General features: G+C 58.4%; 15 protein-coding genes and 2 pseudogenes (1 of these 17 cut by a window edge). 14 read left to right on the top strand and 3 right to left on the bottom strand.

From position 1 onward, the window contains the following. Window positions 1-245: 245 nt before the first annotated feature. Both mhpA and KJF94_RS13500 read left to right on the top strand, forming a co-directional pair. On the top strand, window positions 246-1,904 hold the full coding sequence (gene mhpA / locus KJF94_RS13505; protein WP_214384147.1) for a bifunctional 3-(3-hydroxy-phenyl)propionate/3-hydroxycinnamic acid hydroxylase MhpA: 1,659 nt from the start codon (window positions 246-248) through the stop codon (window positions 1,902-1,904). Window positions 1,905-1,906: 2 nt separating this feature from the next. After that, complete coding sequence (locus tag KJF94_RS13500; protein ID WP_214384145.1) at window positions 1,907-2,554, top strand: TetR/AcrR family transcriptional regulator; 648 nt, start codon at window positions 1,907-1,909, stop codon at window positions 2,552-2,554. Between the two features lie 4 nt (window positions 2,555-2,558). Here the strand turns inward: KJF94_RS13500 and KJF94_RS13495 are convergent, their stop codons facing one another. Further along, window positions 2,559-3,797: an NADH:flavin oxidoreductase/NADH oxidase family protein gene (locus KJF94_RS13495; RefSeq protein WP_214384143.1), complete on the bottom strand. Its 1,239-nt coding sequence runs from the start codon at window positions 3,795-3,797 to the stop codon at window positions 2,559-2,561. 228 nt (window positions 3,798-4,025) lie between these two features. Between KJF94_RS13495 and KJF94_RS13490 the strand changes: the two genes are divergently transcribed. The 7 genes and pseudogenes from KJF94_RS13490 to KJF94_RS30560 all read left to right on the top strand — a co-directional run bounded on the left by KJF94_RS13490 (window position 4,026) and on the right by KJF94_RS30560 (window position 12,164). Then, the gene (locus KJF94_RS13490) at window positions 4,026-4,640 is read left to right on the top strand and encodes a TetR/AcrR family transcriptional regulator (protein WP_214384141.1); all 615 of its coding nucleotides are present in this window, start codon (window positions 4,026-4,028) and stop codon (window positions 4,638-4,640) included. A gap of 85 nt (window positions 4,641-4,725) precedes the next feature. After that, window positions 4,726-5,817 (top strand): VOC family protein, encoded by a 1,092-nt coding sequence (locus KJF94_RS13485; RefSeq protein WP_214384139.1) that lies wholly within the window; start codon window positions 4,726-4,728, stop codon window positions 5,815-5,817. Between the two features lie 175 nt (window positions 5,818-5,992). Then, window positions 5,993-6,949 carry a fumarylacetoacetate hydrolase family protein gene (locus KJF94_RS13480; protein ID WP_214384137.1) on the top strand — a complete coding sequence of 319 codons (957 nt, stop codon included), beginning with the start codon at window positions 5,993-5,995 and terminating at the stop codon, window positions 6,947-6,949. Next, window positions 6,949-8,847 (top strand): acyl-CoA synthetase, encoded by a 1,899-nt coding sequence (locus tag KJF94_RS13475; RefSeq protein ID WP_214384135.1) that lies wholly within the window; start codon window positions 6,949-6,951, stop codon window positions 8,845-8,847. Before KJF94_RS13480 ends, KJF94_RS13475 begins: the two co-directional genes overlap by 1 nt. A gap of 166 nt (window positions 8,848-9,013) precedes the next feature. After that, a complete protein-coding gene (locus KJF94_RS13470; RefSeq protein WP_214384133.1) occupies window positions 9,014-10,333 on the top strand; it encodes an outer membrane protein transport protein in 1,320 nt (439 codons plus the stop codon). Between the two features lie 190 nt (window positions 10,334-10,523). After that, window positions 10,524-11,306: pseudogene (locus tag KJF94_RS30565) on the top strand (MCP four helix bundle domain-containing protein); the annotation flags it as partial. Next, window positions 11,301-12,164, top strand: a complete 864-nt coding sequence (locus KJF94_RS30560) for a methyl-accepting chemotaxis protein (protein WP_431768158.1) — start codon at window positions 11,301-11,303, stop codon at window positions 12,162-12,164. The pseudogene KJF94_RS30565 and the gene KJF94_RS30560, both read left to right, overlap by 6 nt. Window positions 12,165-12,203: 39 nt before the next feature. Here KJF94_RS30560 and KJF94_RS13460 read toward each other — a convergent pair whose 3' ends face one another. Further along, the gene (locus tag KJF94_RS13460) at window positions 12,204-12,761 is read right to left on the bottom strand and encodes an ATP-dependent Clp protease proteolytic subunit (protein WP_214384129.1); all 558 of its coding nucleotides are present in this window, start codon (window positions 12,759-12,761) and stop codon (window positions 12,204-12,206) included. Between the two features lie 263 nt (window positions 12,762-13,024). On the opposite strand from KJF94_RS13460, the pseudogene KJF94_RS30210 reads away from it, so the two are divergent. Further along, window positions 13,025-13,186, top strand: a pseudogene (locus KJF94_RS30210) (con-10 family general stress protein); the annotation flags it as partial. Window positions 13,187-13,677: 491 nt separating this feature from the next. Here the strand turns inward: KJF94_RS30210 and KJF94_RS13450 are convergent. Next, entirely contained in the window at window positions 13,678-14,280 is a 603-nt protein-coding gene (locus KJF94_RS13450) for a TetR/AcrR family transcriptional regulator (protein WP_214384125.1), read from the bottom strand. A gap of 155 nt (window positions 14,281-14,435) precedes the next feature. Here KJF94_RS13450 and KJF94_RS13445 point away from each other — a divergent pair, with 155 nt between their 5' ends. The 4 genes from KJF94_RS13445 to KJF94_RS13430 all read left to right on the top strand — a co-directional run. Next, complete coding sequence (locus KJF94_RS13445; RefSeq protein WP_214384123.1) at window positions 14,436-14,714, top strand: LysR family transcriptional regulator; 279 nt, start codon at window positions 14,436-14,438, stop codon at window positions 14,712-14,714. 141 nt (window positions 14,715-14,855) lie between these two features. Beyond that, the gene (gene mexE, locus KJF94_RS13440; RefSeq protein WP_214384121.1) at window positions 14,856-16,100 is read left to right on the top strand and encodes a multidrug efflux RND transporter periplasmic adaptor subunit MexE; all 1,245 of its coding nucleotides are present in this window, start codon (window positions 14,856-14,858) and stop codon (window positions 16,098-16,100) included. A gap of 11 nt (window positions 16,101-16,111) precedes the next feature. After that, complete coding sequence (locus tag KJF94_RS13435; RefSeq protein WP_214384119.1) at window positions 16,112-19,291, top strand: efflux RND transporter permease subunit; 3,180 nt, start codon at window positions 16,112-16,114, stop codon at window positions 19,289-19,291. Next, window positions 19,288-20,391, top strand: the 5' portion of a protein-coding gene (locus KJF94_RS13430) for an efflux transporter outer membrane subunit (RefSeq protein WP_214384117.1). The gene runs 333 nt beyond the window's last position; the window shows 1,104 of its 1,437 coding nt (coding positions 1-1,104); its start codon is at window positions 19,288-19,290; the stop codon falls past the right edge of the window. The genes KJF94_RS13435 and KJF94_RS13430 overlap by 4 nt, the downstream gene beginning before the upstream one ends.

Genomic DNA, 20,391 nt, shown 5'->3' with positions numbered 1-20,391 from the left:
TGCTCCAATGACACCGCTGATCGACGCTGAAGCCAAGCGTCGCCGGTCGGAAACTGGCACACGCGCAAACTCGTTTCACGCCGCGCAATTCGGCTCGCCCCTTGTCCCCATCGCGGCTGGAGCATGATCCCAAAAAATAATGACAAAAACATCAATATTGAAATATCTCTCAATATTGAATACCTTGACCTAGCCTGACGATGAGACCTCGCGTCTCACGACTTCAATCACAACAAGGGCTCGAGATGAACAACAACAAGAAAGTTTGCGAATTGCCTCCCGCCACCGTCGACGTGCTGGTTATCGGTTATGGTCCGGTAGGTGCGACCATCGCGGCGCTCCTGGGCCGCTATGGGGTCACGACCCTGGTACTGGACAAGGTCCATGACGTCGTCCTGATGCCGCGTGCCATTGCTCTGGACAACGAGGCGCTGCGCATCCTGCAACAAGCCGGTTTGTCGGAAGACGCTTTCGAGAAGATCGTTATTCCTGAAGTGAAGATGCACTCCCCGGTACTCGGGCAGTTCGGTCGAGCCAATACCGAAGGGTGCGTCGACGGCCATCCGAAACTCGTGACGTTCTATCAACCCGACCTCGAACGCGCGATGCGCGGCCAGGTTTCCCGGCTTAAAACCGTCACCAGCCTGGGTGGCTTCGAGCTGGAAAGCCTGGTTGAGGTGTCAGACGGCGTCTTCGCTTCCGTACGGGATGAGAATGGGCAGTCGCATTCCATTCGCGCCCAGTACCTGATCGGAGCGGATGGCGCCAGCTCCAGGGTCAGAGGGCTGATTGGCGAGGAATTCGAAGGGCAGACCTATGCGGAGGATTGGCTGATTGTCGATGTTAAGAACCGGCATCAGTCAGCGATTGATCACGTTGAGTTTCTCTGTAATCCGCGCCGCCCGACGCCGCACATGCCTGCACCCGGCGGCAGGGAACGTTGGGAGTTCATGCTGCAACCCGGCGAGTCCCGGGAAGAGTTGGAAAGCCCGGAAAGCATAGCCCGGTTGATCGCGCCTTGGATCAACCCGCAGGAGCTGGAAATCGAGCGCAAGGCGGTGTATCGATTCCACGCGCGGTGCTGCAACAGATTCAGCAAGGGGCGCGTCTTTCTCGCCGGCGACGCAGCGCACATCACCCCTCCTTTTGTCGGGCAGGGCCTCGTCGCGGGACTTCGAGATGGCGCCAACCTTGCCTGGAAACTGGCCTGGGTCCTTCGCGGCCATGCCACGCCAGCGATACTCGATACCTATGATGTAGAGCGCCGCCCCCATGCCCGGGCGATGATCAAGCTGGCGAAACTCATGGGCCGTCTGGTGATGCCCAAGAACAAGATCGCCGCTTTCTTTGTCCACGGCCTGATGCGCACGCTGGCGTTGACGCCCACTACGCGGAGGTACTTCGAACAGTTGGACATCAAGCCGAAGAACACCTTCAAACACGGCTTGTTCGTGCAGCATCGCCGGGGCGACAAGCTGGTACGTGGCAGCCTGTTTTCCCAGGCCTGGACGCGCAACCTGCACAAGCAGATCAAACTGAGCGACGATGCTCTGGGAGATAGCCTGACCCTGGTTGGATTCGGTGTGGACCCGTTGTCACTGCTCACCCCTGAGCAGATCGTTTCCTGGGAAAAACTGGGCGGCCACTTTTTAGAGATCAGAGCACGTGGCCAACGCTCCGGCGGCAGCTGTGACTTCATCGAAGACATGAACCATGAGATCCTGCCACTGGCTGCCAAGGGAACACTCGTCGCGGTTCGCCCCGACCGTATCATCATGCACCACGCCCCTGGCTCAGAGGCCGGCAGCCTTCTTCGAGACTGCAGGAAACTGCTGGCTAGCGAAGACGCCACTGAGGACAGCGTTTCCATTACCATCAACGAGCCCATTCGATTACGAGCTTGATCATGCATTCCCCCACACTTCCTTTAGAAGCTGATGCGCCAGAACCTCTCACGAGAGGTCACAAGAAGCGTGAGCGCACCCGTCGCGGCCTGGTGGACGCGGCATTGCGCCTTATCGCGCGCAAGGAAGTGGGGGAGATCGCATTGCTCGAGGTGGCAGCAGAAGCCGCGGTATCCAACGGCACCATCTACAACTATTTTCGAACTCGCGACGAAGTATTGGAGGCGGTGGGCATCGCCATGGCCGCCGAGTTCTCCGATGCCATTTCCGCCATGAGCAGGGACGTGCACTGCGGCGCACAGCGGCTTTCGATCGGCGTGCGCATGTTTGTGTGCCGGGCCGCGGCCGACCATCAATGGGCGAATGCGCTGCTGCGCATCATCCATTTCGACCAGGCAATGCGCTCGCGTCTGGCTGACCATGTACTGGGCGATCTGCGTGAGGGGTTGCGTGCGGGGATGTTTGCCTACGAGGACGAAGGGGTCGCCCTGGATATCGTTCTGTCGTGCACAACCGGAGCAATGCGCTCGGTTGTCGAAGGGCGTGCAGTGGCAGAGCACGATCTGCGGGTTGCCGAAATGATTCTCCAGGCTCTGGGCGTCACGCCTGCCAGAGCCAGGAAAATCGCCGGCAAACCGCTACCGGCCTGATCCTCTACCTGGCTTGATCAATCCATTGCCGATAGCTCTTCGCCTGGCGACGAGCCTTCAGTTGATTGCCGATCAATGCCATAAGTGGCGACGTCCCGGGATTTGTCCGTTTCCCCTGACTCAGCAATCCGAGCTGCTTCTTGATCACCGACGCTACTGCCAGCGATGCCAGTGTCTTGTTCTTCCATCGGACGATGATGGGCTCCACTTTGGTGTCCCGACCTGCTATCCACTGCCTGGGCAAGGCTGGCTCGATTGCCAGTGCAGTGGCGAGTCCGACCATCGACACCGAGCCGCTCACCACTCGCTCCGCGACCTCCTTTCTGCGCACGCCGCCGGTGACCATCAACGGCATGCGCGCTATTTCTCCTATTTTTTCCGCGAGCTCGAGAAAGTAGGCTTCTCGAGCCAGGCTGCTGCCATCGCGGGTCTGTCCCTGCATGGCCGGGCTTTCGTAGCTGCCACCCGACAACTCCACCAGGTCGACCGCCTTGGTATTAAGCATTTCCACCACGCGAGCCGCATCCGCGGCATCGAAACCGCCGCGTTGAAAGTCCGCGGAATTAAGCTTCACAGCGACGCAAAAGATCGGTGCCACTCGCTGGCGAATTGCGTCGATGGTTTTCAATAGAATTTGCGCGCGATTTTCGAGGCTACCGCCCCAGCGGTCGTCACGCCGATTGGTCAAGGGTGAAAGGAACTGGCTGAACAGGTAGCCATGCGCGGCATGAATCTCCACGCCGGTGAATCCGGCACGCTCAGCCAGCACCGCCGCTTGGGTATAGCGCCCGATCAGCTCTTCGATCTCCTGTTCCTCCAAAGCCCTGGGCGGCACAAACGCTTTTGAAAGGCCGGGGATATCGACCGCCACTGCGGAGGGGCCCCTTGCGGATTGCCCCAGCGAAGCCAATAGCTGCCGTCCGGGATGATTGATTTGCATCCAGGCCTGGGCTCCGCGGCTGCGGCAAGCATCGGCCCATAGTTTGAACATGCCCAGGTTCCGATCATCCTCAAGCACGACGCCGGCGGGTCCGGTCAAGGCGTGACGGTCAACCATGACGTTGCCAGTAATGATCAGACCGGCACCACCCTCCGCCCAACTCCGATAGAGCTTGACCAACGCTTCCCCTGGAGCGTGATCCTCATTGGCAAGGTTCTCCTCCATGGCAGCCTTGGCGATCCGGTTTGGAATCACCGTGCCGTTGGGCAAACGAAGCGGTTTGAAGAGGTTTGAGCCGGTCATGTTCTGTCCTTCAGCTGATAAAAAGTCGGCTAGCATAATTGAACACGCGTGTTCAATTATGTCAATGTACAGGGCTTTTATTGGTCCCGGCGACCTCCATCCTGGTAGCCGGATTATTAGGTTTCAGGCAGTTTTTCAGACAGATAAACCAAAGTTCTTAAAAATATGGTTGACGTGAAATGAACACGAGTGTTCAATCGGTCCATAGGTAATCCTGGAGAGAGAGCCGTGGAATCCCTGAATCCAACACAGCGCCGTATTCATCAAGCTGCCTTTCGCCTGTTCGCCGAGAGAGGCACCTCGCAAGTGAACATCCTCGACCTTGCGCAAGAGGCAGGCGTGGCGCGCGGAACGGTCTATAGCAACATCGAAAGCATGGAAAGCCTGTTCGAGGCGGTCGCCAGCCATCTCGCGAGGGAGATGCATGAGCGCGTCAACAAAAGCTTCGACACCCTCTCGGATCCCGCTCATCGCCTGGCCAATGGCATTCGATTCTTCATTCGCCGAGCGCACGAAGACTCCCAGTGGGGCGCGTTCATCCATAAATTCGCCATGAGCAATTCGGCGTTGCGCGAAATGTTCAGCAGCCAGGCGACCAAGGATCTTCTGAGCGGGCTTGCCACTGGGCGCTACACGTTTGCGCAGGAGCAATTGCTCTCGGTACTGACGCTGATATCGAGCAGCGTACTTGGCTCGATTTTCCTGGTGCTGGAAGGGCACCGAACGTGGCGCGTGTCGGGCTCTGATACCGCCGAGCTGGTATTGCGCGCATTGGGTGTGCCGTCAGAGGAGGCGCGTGCGTTGGCGACCATGGAGTTGCCGGCACTTCCATCTCTCGACTGAGCTCGTAATTGATTTGACTGGATAAACCCCTGAATTTTCAGGGGTTCGGGACAGCTTTGCCCTAAAAACCCGGAAAACAAGAAAAATGAACAACAAAAACGAATTGCACCGGTTGGCGACACCACACCCCGCGCGGCATCCGCAGCCGACGGTAAAGGCCCAGGATCTGACTCACCTGATCTTCCAGCGGCCGGACTTGAATGAGGCAGCGCGTTTCCTGACTGACTTCGGCCTGACGGTCAGTCGGCAGGAGGCCGATACGCTCTATATGCGGGCCACCGATGCCACTGCCTATTGTTACCGTGTCCAACGGGCCGAACATGCCCGATTCATCGGGTTCGGACTTGCCGTACAGTCCCTGGATGAACTGGAAAAGCTCACTCAAATCCCGGGTGCGTCATCGGTCGAGAAATCGGAACATCCCGGCAAAGGGTATTGCGTCAGACTGACGGATCCGTCCGGTTTCATAGTGGAAGCCGTCTGCGACCAGACGCCAGGCAAGACGCTGGCACATAGAGCACCTCTCAACTGGAATCTGGCGCACGAGCAACCACGAATCAACGCCACGCAGCGCCCGCCGACCACACCCCCTGAAGTACTCAAGCTGGGTCACATCGTCATTGAAGTGGCCGACTATCAAGCGACCTGCGCCTGGTATACGCAGCACTTCGGGTTTATTCCCAGCGATGTGCAGGTACTCCCCGACGGCACGCCTATCGTCACTTTCATGCGCCTTGATCTCGGTGACACTCCCGCGGATCACCACACGCTCGCGATTGCGCAAGGGTTCATGGCCACCTACAGCCATAGCGCCTATGAAGTCGTCGATGCGGACGCCGTGGGTATGGGCCAGCGCGTCCTGCGGGAGCGGGGTTGGGAACACTCATGGGGCATCGGCCGACACATTCTGGGCAGTCAGATCTTCGATTACTGGCAAGACCCTTGGGGCGACAAGCACGAGCATTACTGCGACGGGGATATTTTCACGGTCACCCGGCCTACGGGCATTCATCCGGTGAGTCCCGAGGCAATGGCGCAGTGGGGGCAGCGCATGCCCAAGAGTTTTACCAAACCCAAGTTGACCCTGACCAATGTGCTTCTGCTGATCCGCAACCTGCGACGCAGCCCGGACCTGACTATTCGCAAGTTGGTAACACTCATGCGGATGTTCGGGTAGAGCTGCCGCCATGTCGGACAACTCAACCCGGTTTGGCCGGCGGGACGTGCTTAAAGCCGGCGCTTTGATTGCTGGCAGTGCATGGATCTACACCGTTGCCAGCCCCGTTTCAGAACAACACCACAGTTCTCGCGCCACCGAAAGCGAGACAAACGCCGCTCCAGGAGTACCTTCAATGTCTGCTGTACACGTAGTCCGCTTTGAATTTGAGAACGGTATCCACTGGGGCGTGCTTCGCCAGGGCCGTATCACAGTTGTCCCCGGTGTTTTTGAAACCACCGGTGAATTCATTAGCCAGAACAGTCTCGACGACCTCGCTCAACTGAAAGGTTCGGAGTTGGAGGCGGGCGACGTAAAACTGCTGTCGCCGGTCACCCGTAACCAGCAGTTTGTCTGCCAGGGTGCCAATTACCGTCAGCACATGATCGAGTCAGGCATGGACCCTGATGCGAAGAAATTCAACATGATCTTCACCAAGGCGACGAGTTGCCTGGTGGCGGCTGACAGCGACCTGATCAAGCCGCGCCACGTGCGCTTCCTTGACTACGAGATCGAGCTGGGCCTCGTGATGAAGCGCTCGATCACCGGCGCTATTGCTGTCACCGACGCCAATCTGCATGAGTTCATTGCAGGCGTCGTCATTGTCAACGACTACTCGGCTCGTGACATTCAGATTCCCCAGATGCAGTTCTACAAGGGCAAGAGCTACCGCACTTTCGGCCCGGTCGGCCCATACCTGTGCCTTCTGGATGCCTCGAACATTCATTACCTGAAAGAACTGCAGCTGCGCCTGACGGTGAACGACGAGGTGCGACAGAACGACAGCACGGCCAATCTGGTATACGGCCCCGCTGAAACCCTGACCGAACTCTCCGCCTTGCAAGATCTCGCCGTTGGAGACCTGATCGCCACGGGTACGCCTGCCGGCTGCGCCCTGACGATCCCTTCGCCCGCCAAAATGCGCATAGCAGCCCTGCTGCCCGAAGCCACCAAGTGGAAACTTTTCCTCAAGGCACAAGAGGGCCGGACGCAGTACCTCAAAGCCGGTGACGTGGTCGAGGCGCGTATTCGCAGCGCCGATGGCGTGATCGACCTTGGCGTGCAACGCAACCGGGTCGTGGGAGAAGTTTAATGGTTGTGCAGACCCTGAATGACATCGAAAGTCTCGAACGAGTCCCCTTGTCGGAGCGAGGTCTGGCTTGCAGCACTTATGAAGCGCTGCGTCAGGCGACCGAGCGCACCCCCCAGGCACCGGCGCTGAGTTTCTTCGCCGATGCCGCCGATTTCAAGCACACCCACGAGTGGAATTACTCCCAGCTCTTCGCTGATATCACCCGCGCGGCAAATGCCTTCCATGACCTGGGCATAAAGCCGGGTGAGGTGATCGCCTTTATTTTGCCCAATCTGCCGGAAACCCATTTCACGATATGGGGCGGGGAGGCGGCGGGGATCGTCATGGCGATCAACCCTCTGCTTGAGGCCAAGCAGATGGCTGGCTTGCTGAATGCCGCGAAGGTATCCGTGGTGGTGACACTCGCGCCGACTCCAGGCAGCGATCTGTGGCCCAAACTGGCTTCGCAGCTGGATCAGTTACCCAAGGTCAAGTCTGTTGTCTGGGTCAGCATGGAACCCTATGTCGCCGAATCTGTGCGTGGGGCTCTTAAAGCCGTGGCACTGAAGGAGCGAGACTTACACAGCGGTATCGCGATCCACGATTGGCAATCGCTGATGAATACGCAGCCGCACCTACACCTCAAGAGCGGTCGGCAAATCCGCCAGGATGAGTGCTCCTCCTACATCTGTACGGGCGGCACAACCGGGCTCCCCAAGATTGCCGCGCGTACCCATGGCTCTGAAGTATTCGACGCATGGGCCATCGACGCTCACATGCAGCCACGCAGTGGTGTCCAGGTTATGTTTTGTGGCCTGCCGCTATTTCATGTCAATGGCCAACTGGTGACTGGACTGATGCCTTGGACTCAAGGCGACCATGTGATCCTCGGGACGCCTCAGGGCTATCGTGGCGAGGGCGTGATCCCACGATTCTGGGAGATGGTCGAGCACTTCGGTATCAACCTCTTTTCCGGCGTGCCAACTGTCTATGCCGCGCTTCTGCAAAATGAATGGCAGGGCCGTGACCTGTCCAGTCTTCGCTATGCAATCTGTGGCGCCGCACCCATGCCGGCTGAGCTTTTCCGGGAATTCGAGCGCCGTACCGGGGTAAAGATTCTTGAAGGTTATGGTCTTACCGAGGGCACCTGCGTTTCCTCAATCAATCCACCCTATGGCGAGCGTCGTATCGGCTCCATTGGGATACGGCTCGCCTACCAGAATATGCGCGCGGTCGTGCTCAATGATTCCGGAGAGTACCTGCGCGACGCCAACGTGGATGAGATCGGCCTCATCACGATCAGTGGACCGAACCTCTTCGAGGGTTATCTGGAGGAGCGTCATAACCAGGGCCTCTGGATCGATATCGACGGTCAGCGCTGGCTGAATACGGGCGATTTGGGTCGCCAGGATGCACAGGGTTATTTCTGGCTGACCGGACGCAAGAAGGAGTTGATCATCCGCGGCGGCCACAACATCGATCCCAAGCAAATCGAGGAGGCGCTTCAGGCGCATCCCGCTGTCGCCCTGGCCGCTGCAATCGGCAGCCCCGATGCTTACTCGGGCGAGGTGCCGGTCGCCTATGTTCAGCTGCGCCCCGGGCAGGTTTGCAGCGCCGAAGAACTTGAGGCGTTCGCTCATCAGAACATCAGCGAGCGGGCAGCCGTTCCCAAGCGCATTGAAATCCTCGATGCATTGCCACTGACTGCCGTGGGCAAGATATTCAAGCCCGCGTTGCAGCAGCGGGAGATTGCCAAAGTAGTCCAGCAGGAAGTGGAACGTCTGGGGCTTTCGGATATTGCCGTTGAAGTTGTGCAGGACAATCGTCGCGGGCAGGTGGCCTGTGTCAGGGCCGGAACGGGCCAGGAAGTCCTGGCTCCGCTCTTGGGGCGTTACAGCTTTCAAGTCGAGTGGATTTAATTGAGTTCCTGATTCGCAATCTGTAAGTCCGGCAGTCATGCCCTGGCGCTGTTTAGCCAGGGCGCTTTACACAACATCGATCCACTCCAACCGGCACTGAAAAGTGCACGGAAAGGCGAAGCCTTGCCTGGTGCAATCAACAAAAACAATAAACATGAGGTGGAAAATGAAACTGAATAGCCGTGTGATCCCGAGTGTTTCTACTCAGCGTAAGTGTGCAGTCTGGATTGAATTCAGCAGTGCCATCGCACTACTCAGCGCCTCTACCATTGCAAGCGCCAATGGCATTGCCCTCAACGAACAAAGTGCAAGCAGTGCGGGAACTGCCTATGCGGGAAGGTCGTCTTCCGCGCTGGACGCCAGCACTATCTTTGGAAATCCCGCAGGCTTGACCAAGTTGAAACGCACTGAGATTTCCGGCGGGGCCGCGGTCGTCTCGGTGAGCGACGACATCAGTGATGCGCAAAGCAATGTCCCGGGCACCAATAAGGGGGACTCGGTACCTTTGGGCGTCGTGCCCTTCGTTTATATGTCGACGCCCCTTGATGATCGTTTTTCGATTGGTCTTGGCCTCTATGCGCCGAGTGGTCTGATCAATGATTACGAGAGCTCTTTTCAGGGCCGCTACCATGGCTCCTATAGCACGACCAAGGAAGTAACCCTGCAGCCGACCATTGCTTATCGGATCAATGATTACGTGTCCATTGGTGGCGGACCGACCATAAACCGTTTCAATGCAAAACTTCAGAATTACCTGGCCACCGGCGCCTTGAACAACGGCGAGGACACACTGGTCACCATCAAAGGCGATGACACGGCACTCGGCTACAACGTCGGCATCCTGGTTGATTTTACTGAGGCAACCAGTTGGGGGATTAACTATCACTCGAAGGTGGACTATGAACTCAAGGGGCATACTCAGGTTTCTGGCTCCCCGAGCGTTATCCCGCTGGACGGAAATTATGACAACAAGATAGACCTCACGATGCCCGAATCCGTGGACACGTCTATCACCCATCATTTCAATGATCGCTGGACGGGATACCTGGGAACCACCTGGAAACGTTGGAGCCGGATCCAAAAGGTCGAGGCAGTCAACAGCGGTCTTTCCCCCGTGGGCCAGGCGGCTGGCATGAGCACGGTGATCGAAGAAATGAACTGGCGCGACACTTGGTCCACCGCAGTGGGCGCCTCCTATCAAGTGAACCAGCAATGGCTCCTGCGCGCAGGCTACGCCTATGATCCTTCGCCAATCAGAAATGCCGATCGCAGCGTGCGCATTCCAGTTGGCAATCGTCAGGCCGTGACCCTGGGTGGTGCTTATTCGCCGAATTCCGATCTGACCATAGACTTTGCTTATGGTTATCTCTGGGATTCCAAAGTTTCGGTAAAGCAGGCGGACAACTCCGGTCTTCAGCCTGAATACAGCGCTAACTACGACAATAGTGCGAATGGAGTTTCAGTGCAGGCTACCTATCGGTACTAAGCGATACGACTTCATTCTTTAATAAAATTGTTTTTTGCGAGCATTCCACAAGGTTCACCTTAAATCGTCAATCAACTATCCCAATGGGGGTGATGCACTTCTGTTTGTCTATCAGCACCCACTACCGTGAATACTTTCGCGGTAGTGGTCGTTTTCCAATTAACTACCTCCAATCCATGGAGTTTGCCCCGTGAACCTTCTGAATCAGTCCAAATTCTCCACCAAGCTTTTGACCTCGTTCGTCATCTGCGCCCTGATCACCCTCGCCGTGGGTGGGTTGGGGATGGTGGGGATCAGCCGTTTGGCCACGGCGCTGTCTTTGACCTTTTCCAAAAGCCTGGTCTCGGTGGGCAACATCAACGAGACCATGACCAGCCTGGTCGCTCACAACCGCGGGCTATACCGGTTGCTTGACGCTCACGCCGGCGATGTGTCCGAAGCGGACAAGGCGCGTGTTCGCCAGAACCTGGCGACCGATCTGGCTCGGGCAGAAGATGCCTTCGCGACCTACCGTGCCACACCTCTGGCGGTTGATGAGCGGATAGCGGGGGACAAGTACAAAGATATCTGGCCCGGTTATGTGGCAGGTTCACGAAAGGTCATTGAATCAGTGGACGCCGGCGATCTTGCGCAGGCACGCCTTCGCTTGAACGCGCTGTCGGTTGACGTGTTCATTCATGCCCGCGATTACTTGCGGGCCATGATCGACTCGAACAAGCGGCAGATCAAAGAAAGTGCCGAGGTTGCGCAGGAACTTGAAACAAGCTCCACGCTGATCCTGTTGCTCGGGATCGTGATCGCCTTTCTGGTGGCTGTCGCTCTGGGCATTTTGATTACGCGCATGATCACGCGCCCGTTGGCAGTAGCTGTCGCGAGTGCCCAGCGCATTGCCAGTGGCGATCTCACCCAAAGCATTTCAACGACCCGTGGCGATGAAGCGGGGCAACTGCTCAACGCTTTGGCGGACATGCAGGGCGGCTTGAAACGCACCCTTCAGCAGATCGCCGATGCCTCGAACCAGTTGGCCTCGGCGGCCGAAGAACTGAGCGCCGTGACCGATGAAAGTACCCGAGGCCTGACGCAGCAGAATCACGAAATCGAGCAGGCGGCCACCGCTGTCAATGAAATGACTGCGGCAGTCGAGGACGTGGCACGCAACGCCCTGTCAACCTCCGAGGCCTCTAAGGCCGCAACCGAGGACGCTGCTCATGGCCGCAGCCAGGTCGACCACACGCTCGTGGGCATCAGCACCATGGTGGAAGAGATCACCGAGTCAACCGAGACGGTCACCGAACTGGCCGGGCAAATTCGTGAAGTCAGCAAGGTACTGGACGTGATCCGCAGCATCGCTGAACAGACCAATCTGCTGGCGCTCAACGCTGCCATCGAAGCCGCCCGTGCGGGCGAGCAGGGGCGCGGGTTTGCGGTGGTGGCCGATGAAGTGCGCGCGCTGGCTCACCGCACCCAAGCCTCGACTGTAGAAATCGAAAGCATGATCAGCACCGTGCAATCGGGCGCTAACGGGGCCGTCACTGCCATGGGCAAAAGCCTGTCGCTGGCCTCCAGCACTCAGGAACTGGCCCGGAACGCCGGGGCGGCGCTGCAGAAGATTACAGACAGTGTCGTCACCATCAACGAGCGCAATCTGGTGATCGCTTCGGCATCCGAAGAACAGGCCCAGGTCGCCCGTGAGGTGGACCGTAATCTGTTGAACATCCAGGACCTCTCGACCCAGACCGCTGCGGGTGCCAATCAGACCAGCGCTTCCAGCCAGGAACTGTCGCGGCTGGCCGTTTCCTTCAATACCCTGGTGACGCAGTTCAAGCTTTAGGTCATGAGTAGAGAAGAAACCGATTATGCGGCGATGCAATTATCCGCCACTGACTTTCCAGTGTTTCACATCATCGGCGAAGACCATCTGCTTCATCTCATGAGCAATGCCATAGGCCAGTGACTCATGTGCAGCGATGACTTTTTCCTCCGCAGACAGGCAATGGAAAATATCCAGTTTGGTCGCCGCTTCGGCGGTTTCGAGTGTGAAGATTTGTACGTAGCGCGCGAGGTCATTGTCGAGGCTGGACAGGTATTCTCGAAGTCGCTGATGGTCGACTGATTTCTGGCTGAAGTACCAGTTCATCGGATGAATCAGAAATCTGGCATGAGGCGAGGTGATGCGACGGCCCGCCGCCAGGAACATGATGATCCCCATTGACTCGATATTGCCGGCGTTGATGGCGCACAGCGGTATCGGCAATGACTTCAGGAACGTATAGAGGGTGAAACCAAAGTTGGTGCTGCCTCCACACGTAGACAGGTTCAAGAGCAGTGATGTGGCGCCCTGATCAATGGCTTCAAGGCAGCAATCCCTGAAGCGCTCAGTCGTTGCCTGATCGATCTGGCAGTGAAAATGCACGATGTGTTCTGTCATCGACTGGCCTCCCGAGCGTGATGTTTGGAGGGCTTCATACTGGATTATTCATTCTAGTAAACATTGACACTGTGTTCGAGAAAACCGGCGCCGGGCTATCTCTATGGCTTCACAACCGCCAGTCGAATTCGCGCATTTTCAATGGAACCAAATACCCGGGTCCACTCGTCGCGAGCCCGTGTTTCATTTCAAACTTTCGATTTTCAGCGTCCTCCGAATTAGACGAGCCCATGCTCGTACTAACGATGTAGAGGTGAACAGAAATGGCCAATACAGGAAACAACCATCCAGGCAATTTTTCTAATGACCGGGACAAGGCTTCTGAAGCCGGCAAGAAAGGTGGAGAAGCCTCCGGCGGAAATTTTGCCAACGATCCACAACGGGCGTCTGAAGCCGGCCAGAAAGGCGGCCAAGCTTCGGGCGGACAACAAAACCGCGATAAGGACCGCATGTCCGGAGGCGGGCAGGGTACCAATCGAGGAGGCGAATTCGCCGACGATAAGGAAGGTACTTCCAAGCCAGGCCAAAAAGGTGGCCAGGCGTCGGGCGGACGGCAATCCACTCCGGCTGATAAATCGACCAGCGGTGGGCAGGGAAGCGGACGCGGCACCAATGTGACTGATGACAGCGACAAAAAATCTGAAATGGGACGCGAAGGTGGTGGGGTGAGCGGAGGCGGAGGACGCAAACCCTGATGCAGTGTGACCCTGATCAAGTCCCGATTTCTTTCGGGGCTTGATTTTGTTGCATATGGCCGATTGCTGACTAATAGACCGCAATAGTCTTAAAGCAGACGCTTGGCGTCAGTCCAATGAAATGCAGCGTTTAACGCTGTAATCCAGAGCTTTGGCCGCTGCTGATCCGTTGAACACCAGATCCCGCTGGGCAATCCTTCTCCGCCCCACTGGAAGTACTATCAGTCCTCACCCTCCAAACTGCGCTCAATAGCCTGCTCTTTTTTCGCAGGAGCGGCTGGCCAGGCATTGATGACCGACTGCAGGAATTGCTCGGACAACTCAGGGTTGTCCAGCGCCCTGGCAATCAGTATCGCCCCCGCTATGGATGACAGGATGCGCAGCGATTCCTGGTACTTCTCGTCATGGTTTTCCCCCTCGACCAGTGCCATCAATGTGTCGATCAAACGGTCCACGCCTTGGGTAAAGGAACTGCTGACGGCACCGCCCGTGCGGGCAACATCGGCGGCCAATGCCGGAATGGGGCAGCCCTCGGTCCAGTTGTTCAGATGTCCTAACGTCAGGTAACCCTTAATGAGTTCGGGAATGGATTTGGCGTCTTGCCAGTCCTGGATGTTGGACTCGAACGTCCGGGTGACGGCCTCTGAAGCCAGCTGTTCCTTGCCGCCCGGAAACTGCCCGTAAAAACCGCCATGGGTCAGGCCAACGGAACGCGACAGTTCGCCAATGCCGATGCCGTCGATTCCTTTTTCCCGGTACAGCCGGGACGCGGCCGTGAGGATTGCCTCTTTGTTCGCGGCGGCCTGGTCTTTCGTGACTTTCATGAGACTGCTCCTGTAGCCCGTTTGGCTTCGCTGAGAGGCTGGCATTGATGATGCGCGTCATATAAAGTTGCTGCAATGGCTTTGTCGGCATCGACGCCAGTCTGGCGATCCCGGGCCGGTGGCTCAAGTCAAAAATCTATACGTGGACCTGACCCATGAAACGTAATGATCTGCGCAGTATCGATCTGAATTTGCTGGTGGTATTCGAAGCGCTCATCCAGGAACGCAACCTCACTCGCGCTGCTGAGCAGTTATCGCTGGGCCAGCCCGCTGTCAGCGCGGCACTGGTGCGACTGAGAAAGCTGTTCAACGATCCTTTGTTCGAGCGCATCGGTCGCCGCATGGTGCCCACCGCACGGGCATTGAGTGCGGCACAGACGCTGGGGCCGGCGCTGGATTCCGTTCGTAATGCGATCACCAATACCAAGGTTTAACCGGGCCGATCCCTTTTTTTGCCCTTAAACATGATAGTCATCATTATTGATGATAGCCAACTTCACTCCATTCGATTCGTCGTGACCTCGCGCGAGGCCGAGAATCCGGAAAATTCATAAATCGTCTGGCGGACACACCCCATGGAACAGTCACTCAAACCTTTGCGTTATCCCCTTGTCGCGTTGGCGCTGGTGGCGCTTGCCGCGTGTGAACGCGCGCCCAGTGCCGCGCCGGCTCCAGGGGCGCCGCACGTCACCGTCGCCAAAGTGCTTGAGCAGCCTATTACCGAGTGGGATGAAGTCACCGCTCGCCTGGAAGCGCCGGAAACAGTAGAGGTTCGTCCACGGGTTTCGGGCCAGATCGAACGCGTTGCCTTTACCGATGGCGCACTGGTGAAGAAGGGCGACTTGCTGTTCCAGATTGATCCACGTCCGTTCGAACATGAGGTGCATCGCATCGAAGCGCAGCTGCAACAGGCTCGCGCCACGCTGGTTCGTACCGGCAACGAAGCGCAGCGCGGCCAGCGGTTGTTGAGCAGCAACGCGATCTCCGCCGAGCTGGCCGACACCCGTACCACCACCGCGCAAGAAGCCAGGGCCGGCGTCGATGCCATTCAGGCGCAGCTGGATCTCGCGCGTTTGAACCTCAGCTTCACCCGCGTCACCGCGCCGATCACTGGCCGCGTCAGCCGTGCGGAAATCACCGCCGGCAACATCGTGACCGCCGACACCACAGCGCTGACCAGCGTGGTCTCCACCGACAAGGTCTACGCCTATTTCGATGCGGACGAGCGCATGTTCCTCAAATACAGCCTGCTTTCCCGCCAGGGCCAGCGCGGTCAAGCCACCCCGGTGTACATGGGCCTGTCGAACGAGGAGGGTAACAGCCACCTCGGGCAAATGAACTTTGTCGACAACCAGGTCAACCCGAAAACCGGCACCATCCGTGGCCGCGCGGTGTTTGATAACGCGGACGGTCAGTACACCCCCGGTCTGTATGCCCGATTGAAACTGGTGGGCAGCGCCGCCTATCCCGGCCTGCTGATCAAGGATGAAGCGGTGGGCACCGACCTCGGCAAAAAATTCGTGCTGGTGGTCGATCAGGACAACAAAGCCGTCTATCGCAGCGTCGATCTGGGACCGAAGCTTGAAGGCTTGCGCATCGTGCGCAGCGGCTTGCAGAAAGAAGATCGTATCGTCATCAACGGCCTGCAGCGCGTGCGGCCCGGCGCGGTCATCGATCCTCAGGATGCGCCGATGGCCAGCCCGGAAACGGTCGCCACACTGGCCCGCCAGCGTCAGGCCATCGATGCCTCCAATCAGCCGGCTTCCGCTAAATCACCTGCTCTGGTGAAAGCGGAAACCGCCGCTGCGCCTCGCGGATAAGGAGCCTCGACATGAAGTTCTCCCAGTTCTTTATCACGCGACCGATCTTCGCAGCGGTGCTGTCGCTGCTGATCCTGATCGCCGGCGCCATCTCGCTGTTCCAGTTGCCGATCAGCGAATACCCGGAAGTCGTGCCGCCGACCGTTGTGGTCCACGCAAACTATCCGGGCGCCAACCCGAAAGTCATCGGTGAAACCGTGGCCGCTCCGCTGGAGCAAGCCATCACCGGCGTCGAGAACATGCTGTACATGTCCTCGCAATCCACGGCTGACGGCCGGCTCACCCTTACGGTGACGTTCGCCTTGGGCACCGATCTGGACAACGCCCAGGTTCAAGTCCAGAACCGCGTGACCCGCACCGAGCCAAAACTTCCCGAAGAAGTGACGCGCATCGGCATCACCGTCGACAAGGCGTCACCCGAGCTGACGATGGTTGTGCACTTGACCTCGCCGGACAAGCGCTATGACATGCTGTACCTGTCCAACTACGCGATCCTCAACGTCAAGGATGAGCTGACTCGCCTGAACGGGATCGGCGACGTAAAGATGTTCGGTATCGGCGACTACTCGCTGCGTATCTGGCTCGATCCGAACAAGACCGCTTCACGCAACCTGACCGCGACAGACGTCGTCAACGCGGTGCGTGAACAGAACCGTCAAGTCGCGGCCGGGCAGCTGGGTTCGCCCCCTGCGCCCAATGCCACGAGTTTTCAGATGTCGATCAACTCTCAAGGGCGGCTGGTCAGCGAGGAAGAGTTTGAAAACGTGATCGTCCGCAGTGGCCCGGACGGTGAGATCACCCGCCTCAAAGACATTGCCCGGATTGAACTGGGTTCCAACCAATACGCTTTGCGCGCCTTGCTCAACAACCAGGAAGCGGTAGCGATGCCGATCTTCCAGCGCCCCGGTTCGAATGCGATCGACGTCTCCGACCAGGTACGGGAGACGATGGTCAGGCTCAAGCATAACTTCCCGGAAGGCATGGACTACGAGATCGTCTATGACCCGACCATCTTCGTCCGCAGTTCGATTGAAGCGGTGGTCCATACGCTGTTCGAAGCGCTGGTCCTGGTGGTGCTGGTGGTGATCCTGTTCCTGCAAACCTGGCGCGCCTCGATTATTCCGTTGGTGGCGGTGCCGGTGTCACTGATCGGTACGTTTGCGGTGATGCATTTGTTCGGCTTCTCGCTGAATGCCTTGTCGCTGTTCGGCCTGGTGCTGGCCATCGGTATCGTGGTCGACGATGCGATTGTGGTGGTGGAGAACGTCGAGCGAAACATCGAGTTGGGCCTCGATCCGATGGAGGCCACCAAAAAAGCCATGGGCGAAGTGACCGGACCGATCATCGCCACGGCGCTGGTGTTGTGTGCGGTGTTCGTGCCGGCGGCGTTCATCTCCGGGCTGACAGGACAGTTCTATAAACAGTTCGCGTTGACCATTGCCATCTCCACGGTGATCTCGGCGTTCAACTCCCTGACCTTGTCACCGGCGTTGGCGGCGGTGTTGCTCAAGGCCCATGGCGCCCCGAAAGACCGTTTCTCCAAAGTGCTGGACCGCATGCTCGGCGGTTGGCTGTTCAAGCCGTTCAACCGTGTCTTCGAAAAGGCCAGCCATGGCTATGTGATTGGCGTGGCCAAAATCATTCGCGGCAGCAGTGTGGCCTTGTTGGTGTACGCCGGTCTGATAGCCATGACCTACATGGGGTTCAGCACCACGCCGACCGGTTTCGTGCCGACCCAGGACAAAAAGTACCTGGTGACCTTCGCGCAACTGCCGGATGCCGCGAGCCTTGATCGCACGGAATCGGTGATTCGCCGCATGAGCACCATCGCCATGAACGAGCCGGGCTTCGACAGCGCCGTCGCATTCCCCGGGCTGTCGATCAACGGTTTCACCAACAGCCCGAACGCCGGCATCGCGTTCATCGGCTTGAGTTCTTTCGATGAGCGTAAAGACCCGAGCCTCTCGGCCCGCGCGATTTCCGCCTCGCTCAACGCCAAGTTTGGTGGCATTCAGGACGCCTACATCGCCGTATTCCCGCCACCGCCGGTGCAAGGCCTGGGCACCATCGGCGGCTTCCGTCTGCAGATCGAAGACCGCGGCAACCTGGGTTATGACGAGCTGTATAAAGAGACGATGAACATCATCGCCAAGAGCCGTAGCGTTCCGGAACTGGCCAACCTGTTCACCAGTTACACCGTCAACGTGCCACAAGTCGAAGCTGCAATTGACCGGGAAAAAGCCAAGACTCACGGGGTGAAGATCAACGATATCTTCGACACCTTGCAGGTGTACCTGGGCTCGCTGTACGCCAACGACTTCAACCGTTTCGGCCGGACCTATCAGGTCAACGTGCAGGCCGAGCAACAGTTCCGCCAGGAGCCTGAACAGATCGGCCAGTTGAAGGTGCGCAATGATCGCGGCGAGATGATTCCGCTGGCCACGTTCGTCAAGGTCAGCCCGACATCAGGCCCTGACCGGGTCTCGCACTACAACGGTTTCCTCACCGCAGAAATCAACGGCAGTGCCGCCCCCGGCTACAGCTCCGGCCAGGCACAGGCCGCCATCGAAAAACTGCTGAAGGCAGAATTGCCCAACGGCATGACCTACGAGTGGACCGACCTGACCTACCAGCAGATCTTGTCCGGCAACACAGCCCTGCTGGTATTCCCGCTCTGCGTGCTGTTGGCGTTCCTGGTGCTGGCTGCGCTGTATGAAAGCTGGAGCCTGCCATTGGCGGTGATCTTGATCGTGCCGATGACCCTGCTGTCGGCGATTGCCGGGGTGATCATTTCCAAGGGCGACAACAACATCTTTACCCAGATCGGCCTGATCGTGCTGGTCGGCCTGGCTTGCAAGAACGCGATCCTGATCGTCGAGTTCGCCAAGGACAAACAGGACCAGGGTCTGTCGCCGCTGGAGGCAGTACTGGAAGCCTGCCGCATGCGTCTGCGGCCGATTCTGATGACGTCCTTCGCGTTCATCATGGGTGTGATTCCATTGGTGACGTCCACGGGCGCGGGCTCGGAAATGCGTCGTGCGATGGGTGTCGCGGTGTTCTCCGGAATGCTCGGTGTGACCTTCTTCGGGTTGCTGCTGACGCCAGTGTTCTTCGTTTTGATCCGTCGCTACATCGAGCGCAAACAATCGCGCAAGCAAGCCAGCGCGCTGAACCTGGAGGTGCAACCATGAACGCCTTGAAGCTTTTTATACCCAGCCTTCTGGTGACTGCGCTAGCCGCCTGCACGGTGGGACCGGATTACAAGTCCCCGGATACAGCGCCGGCCCATATCGTCTCGGCCCAGGCGGCCAACTACGATCAATCGCGTTTTGAAACGGTGTGGTGGCAGCAGTTCGATGACCCCACGCTCAACCAGTTGGTGAGCAAATCCCTGGAAGGCAACCGCGACTTGCGCGTCGCGTTTGCCCGCTGGAAAGCGGCCCGGGCGATTCGTGACGACATCAGCAACGACAATCTGCCGGTCGTCACCACCCGCGTCAGCAGTCAGCAGGGCAAGTCGCAAGTGCCGGGCCAGACCGACACCCGAGTCAATATCGAGCGTTACGATCTGGGCCTGGACATGGCGTGGGAAGTCGATCTGTTTGGCCGGATCCAGCGCCAACTGGAATCCAGCAACGCCCAGGAAGATGCTGCGGCGGCAGACCTGTATCAGCTTCGCGTGACGATGATCGCCGAGCTGGTGGATGCCTACGGCCAATTGCGCGGCGCGCAGCTGCGGGAAAAAATCGCCCTGGCAAACCTGAAGAATCAGCAGGACTCGCGCACCGTGACGGTCAGCCTGCGCGACGCGGGCGTGGGCAACGAACTCGACGTGGTGCGTGCCGACGCACGTTTGGCGGCTGTCGAGGCGACTGTTCCGCAACTGCAAGCGGAGCAGGTGCGGCAGAAAAACCGCATCGCCACACTCCTGGGTGAACGCCCGGATACATTGAGCGTGTCGTTGACTCCCGCCGAGTTGCCCGCTATCGCCAAAGCACTGCCGATCGGTGATCCCGCCGAGTTGTTGCGCCGGCGTCCCGATGTGCTAGCCGCCGAGCGCAGACTGGCTTCTGCGACGGCAGATATTGGCGTGGCCACCGCCGACCTGTTCCCGAGGGTGAGCTTGAGCGGATTCCTTGGTTTCACCGCTGGCCGCGGTTCGCAGATTGGCGCCAGCGCGGCCAGAGCCTGGGGGTTGGGACCGAGCATTACCTGGGCGGCATTTGACCTGGGCAGCGTACGGGCGCGCATTCGGGGTGCCGACGCCAATGCTGAAGGCGCCTTGGCCACC

It is taken from the genome of Pseudomonas hormoni (assembly GCF_018502625.1).
Lineage (GTDB): Bacteria > Pseudomonadota > Gammaproteobacteria > Pseudomonadales > Pseudomonadaceae > Aquipseudomonas > Aquipseudomonas hormoni.
Note: the sequence above shows the minus strand (reverse complement) of the source record. Positions and strands in the feature narration are given on the sequence as shown.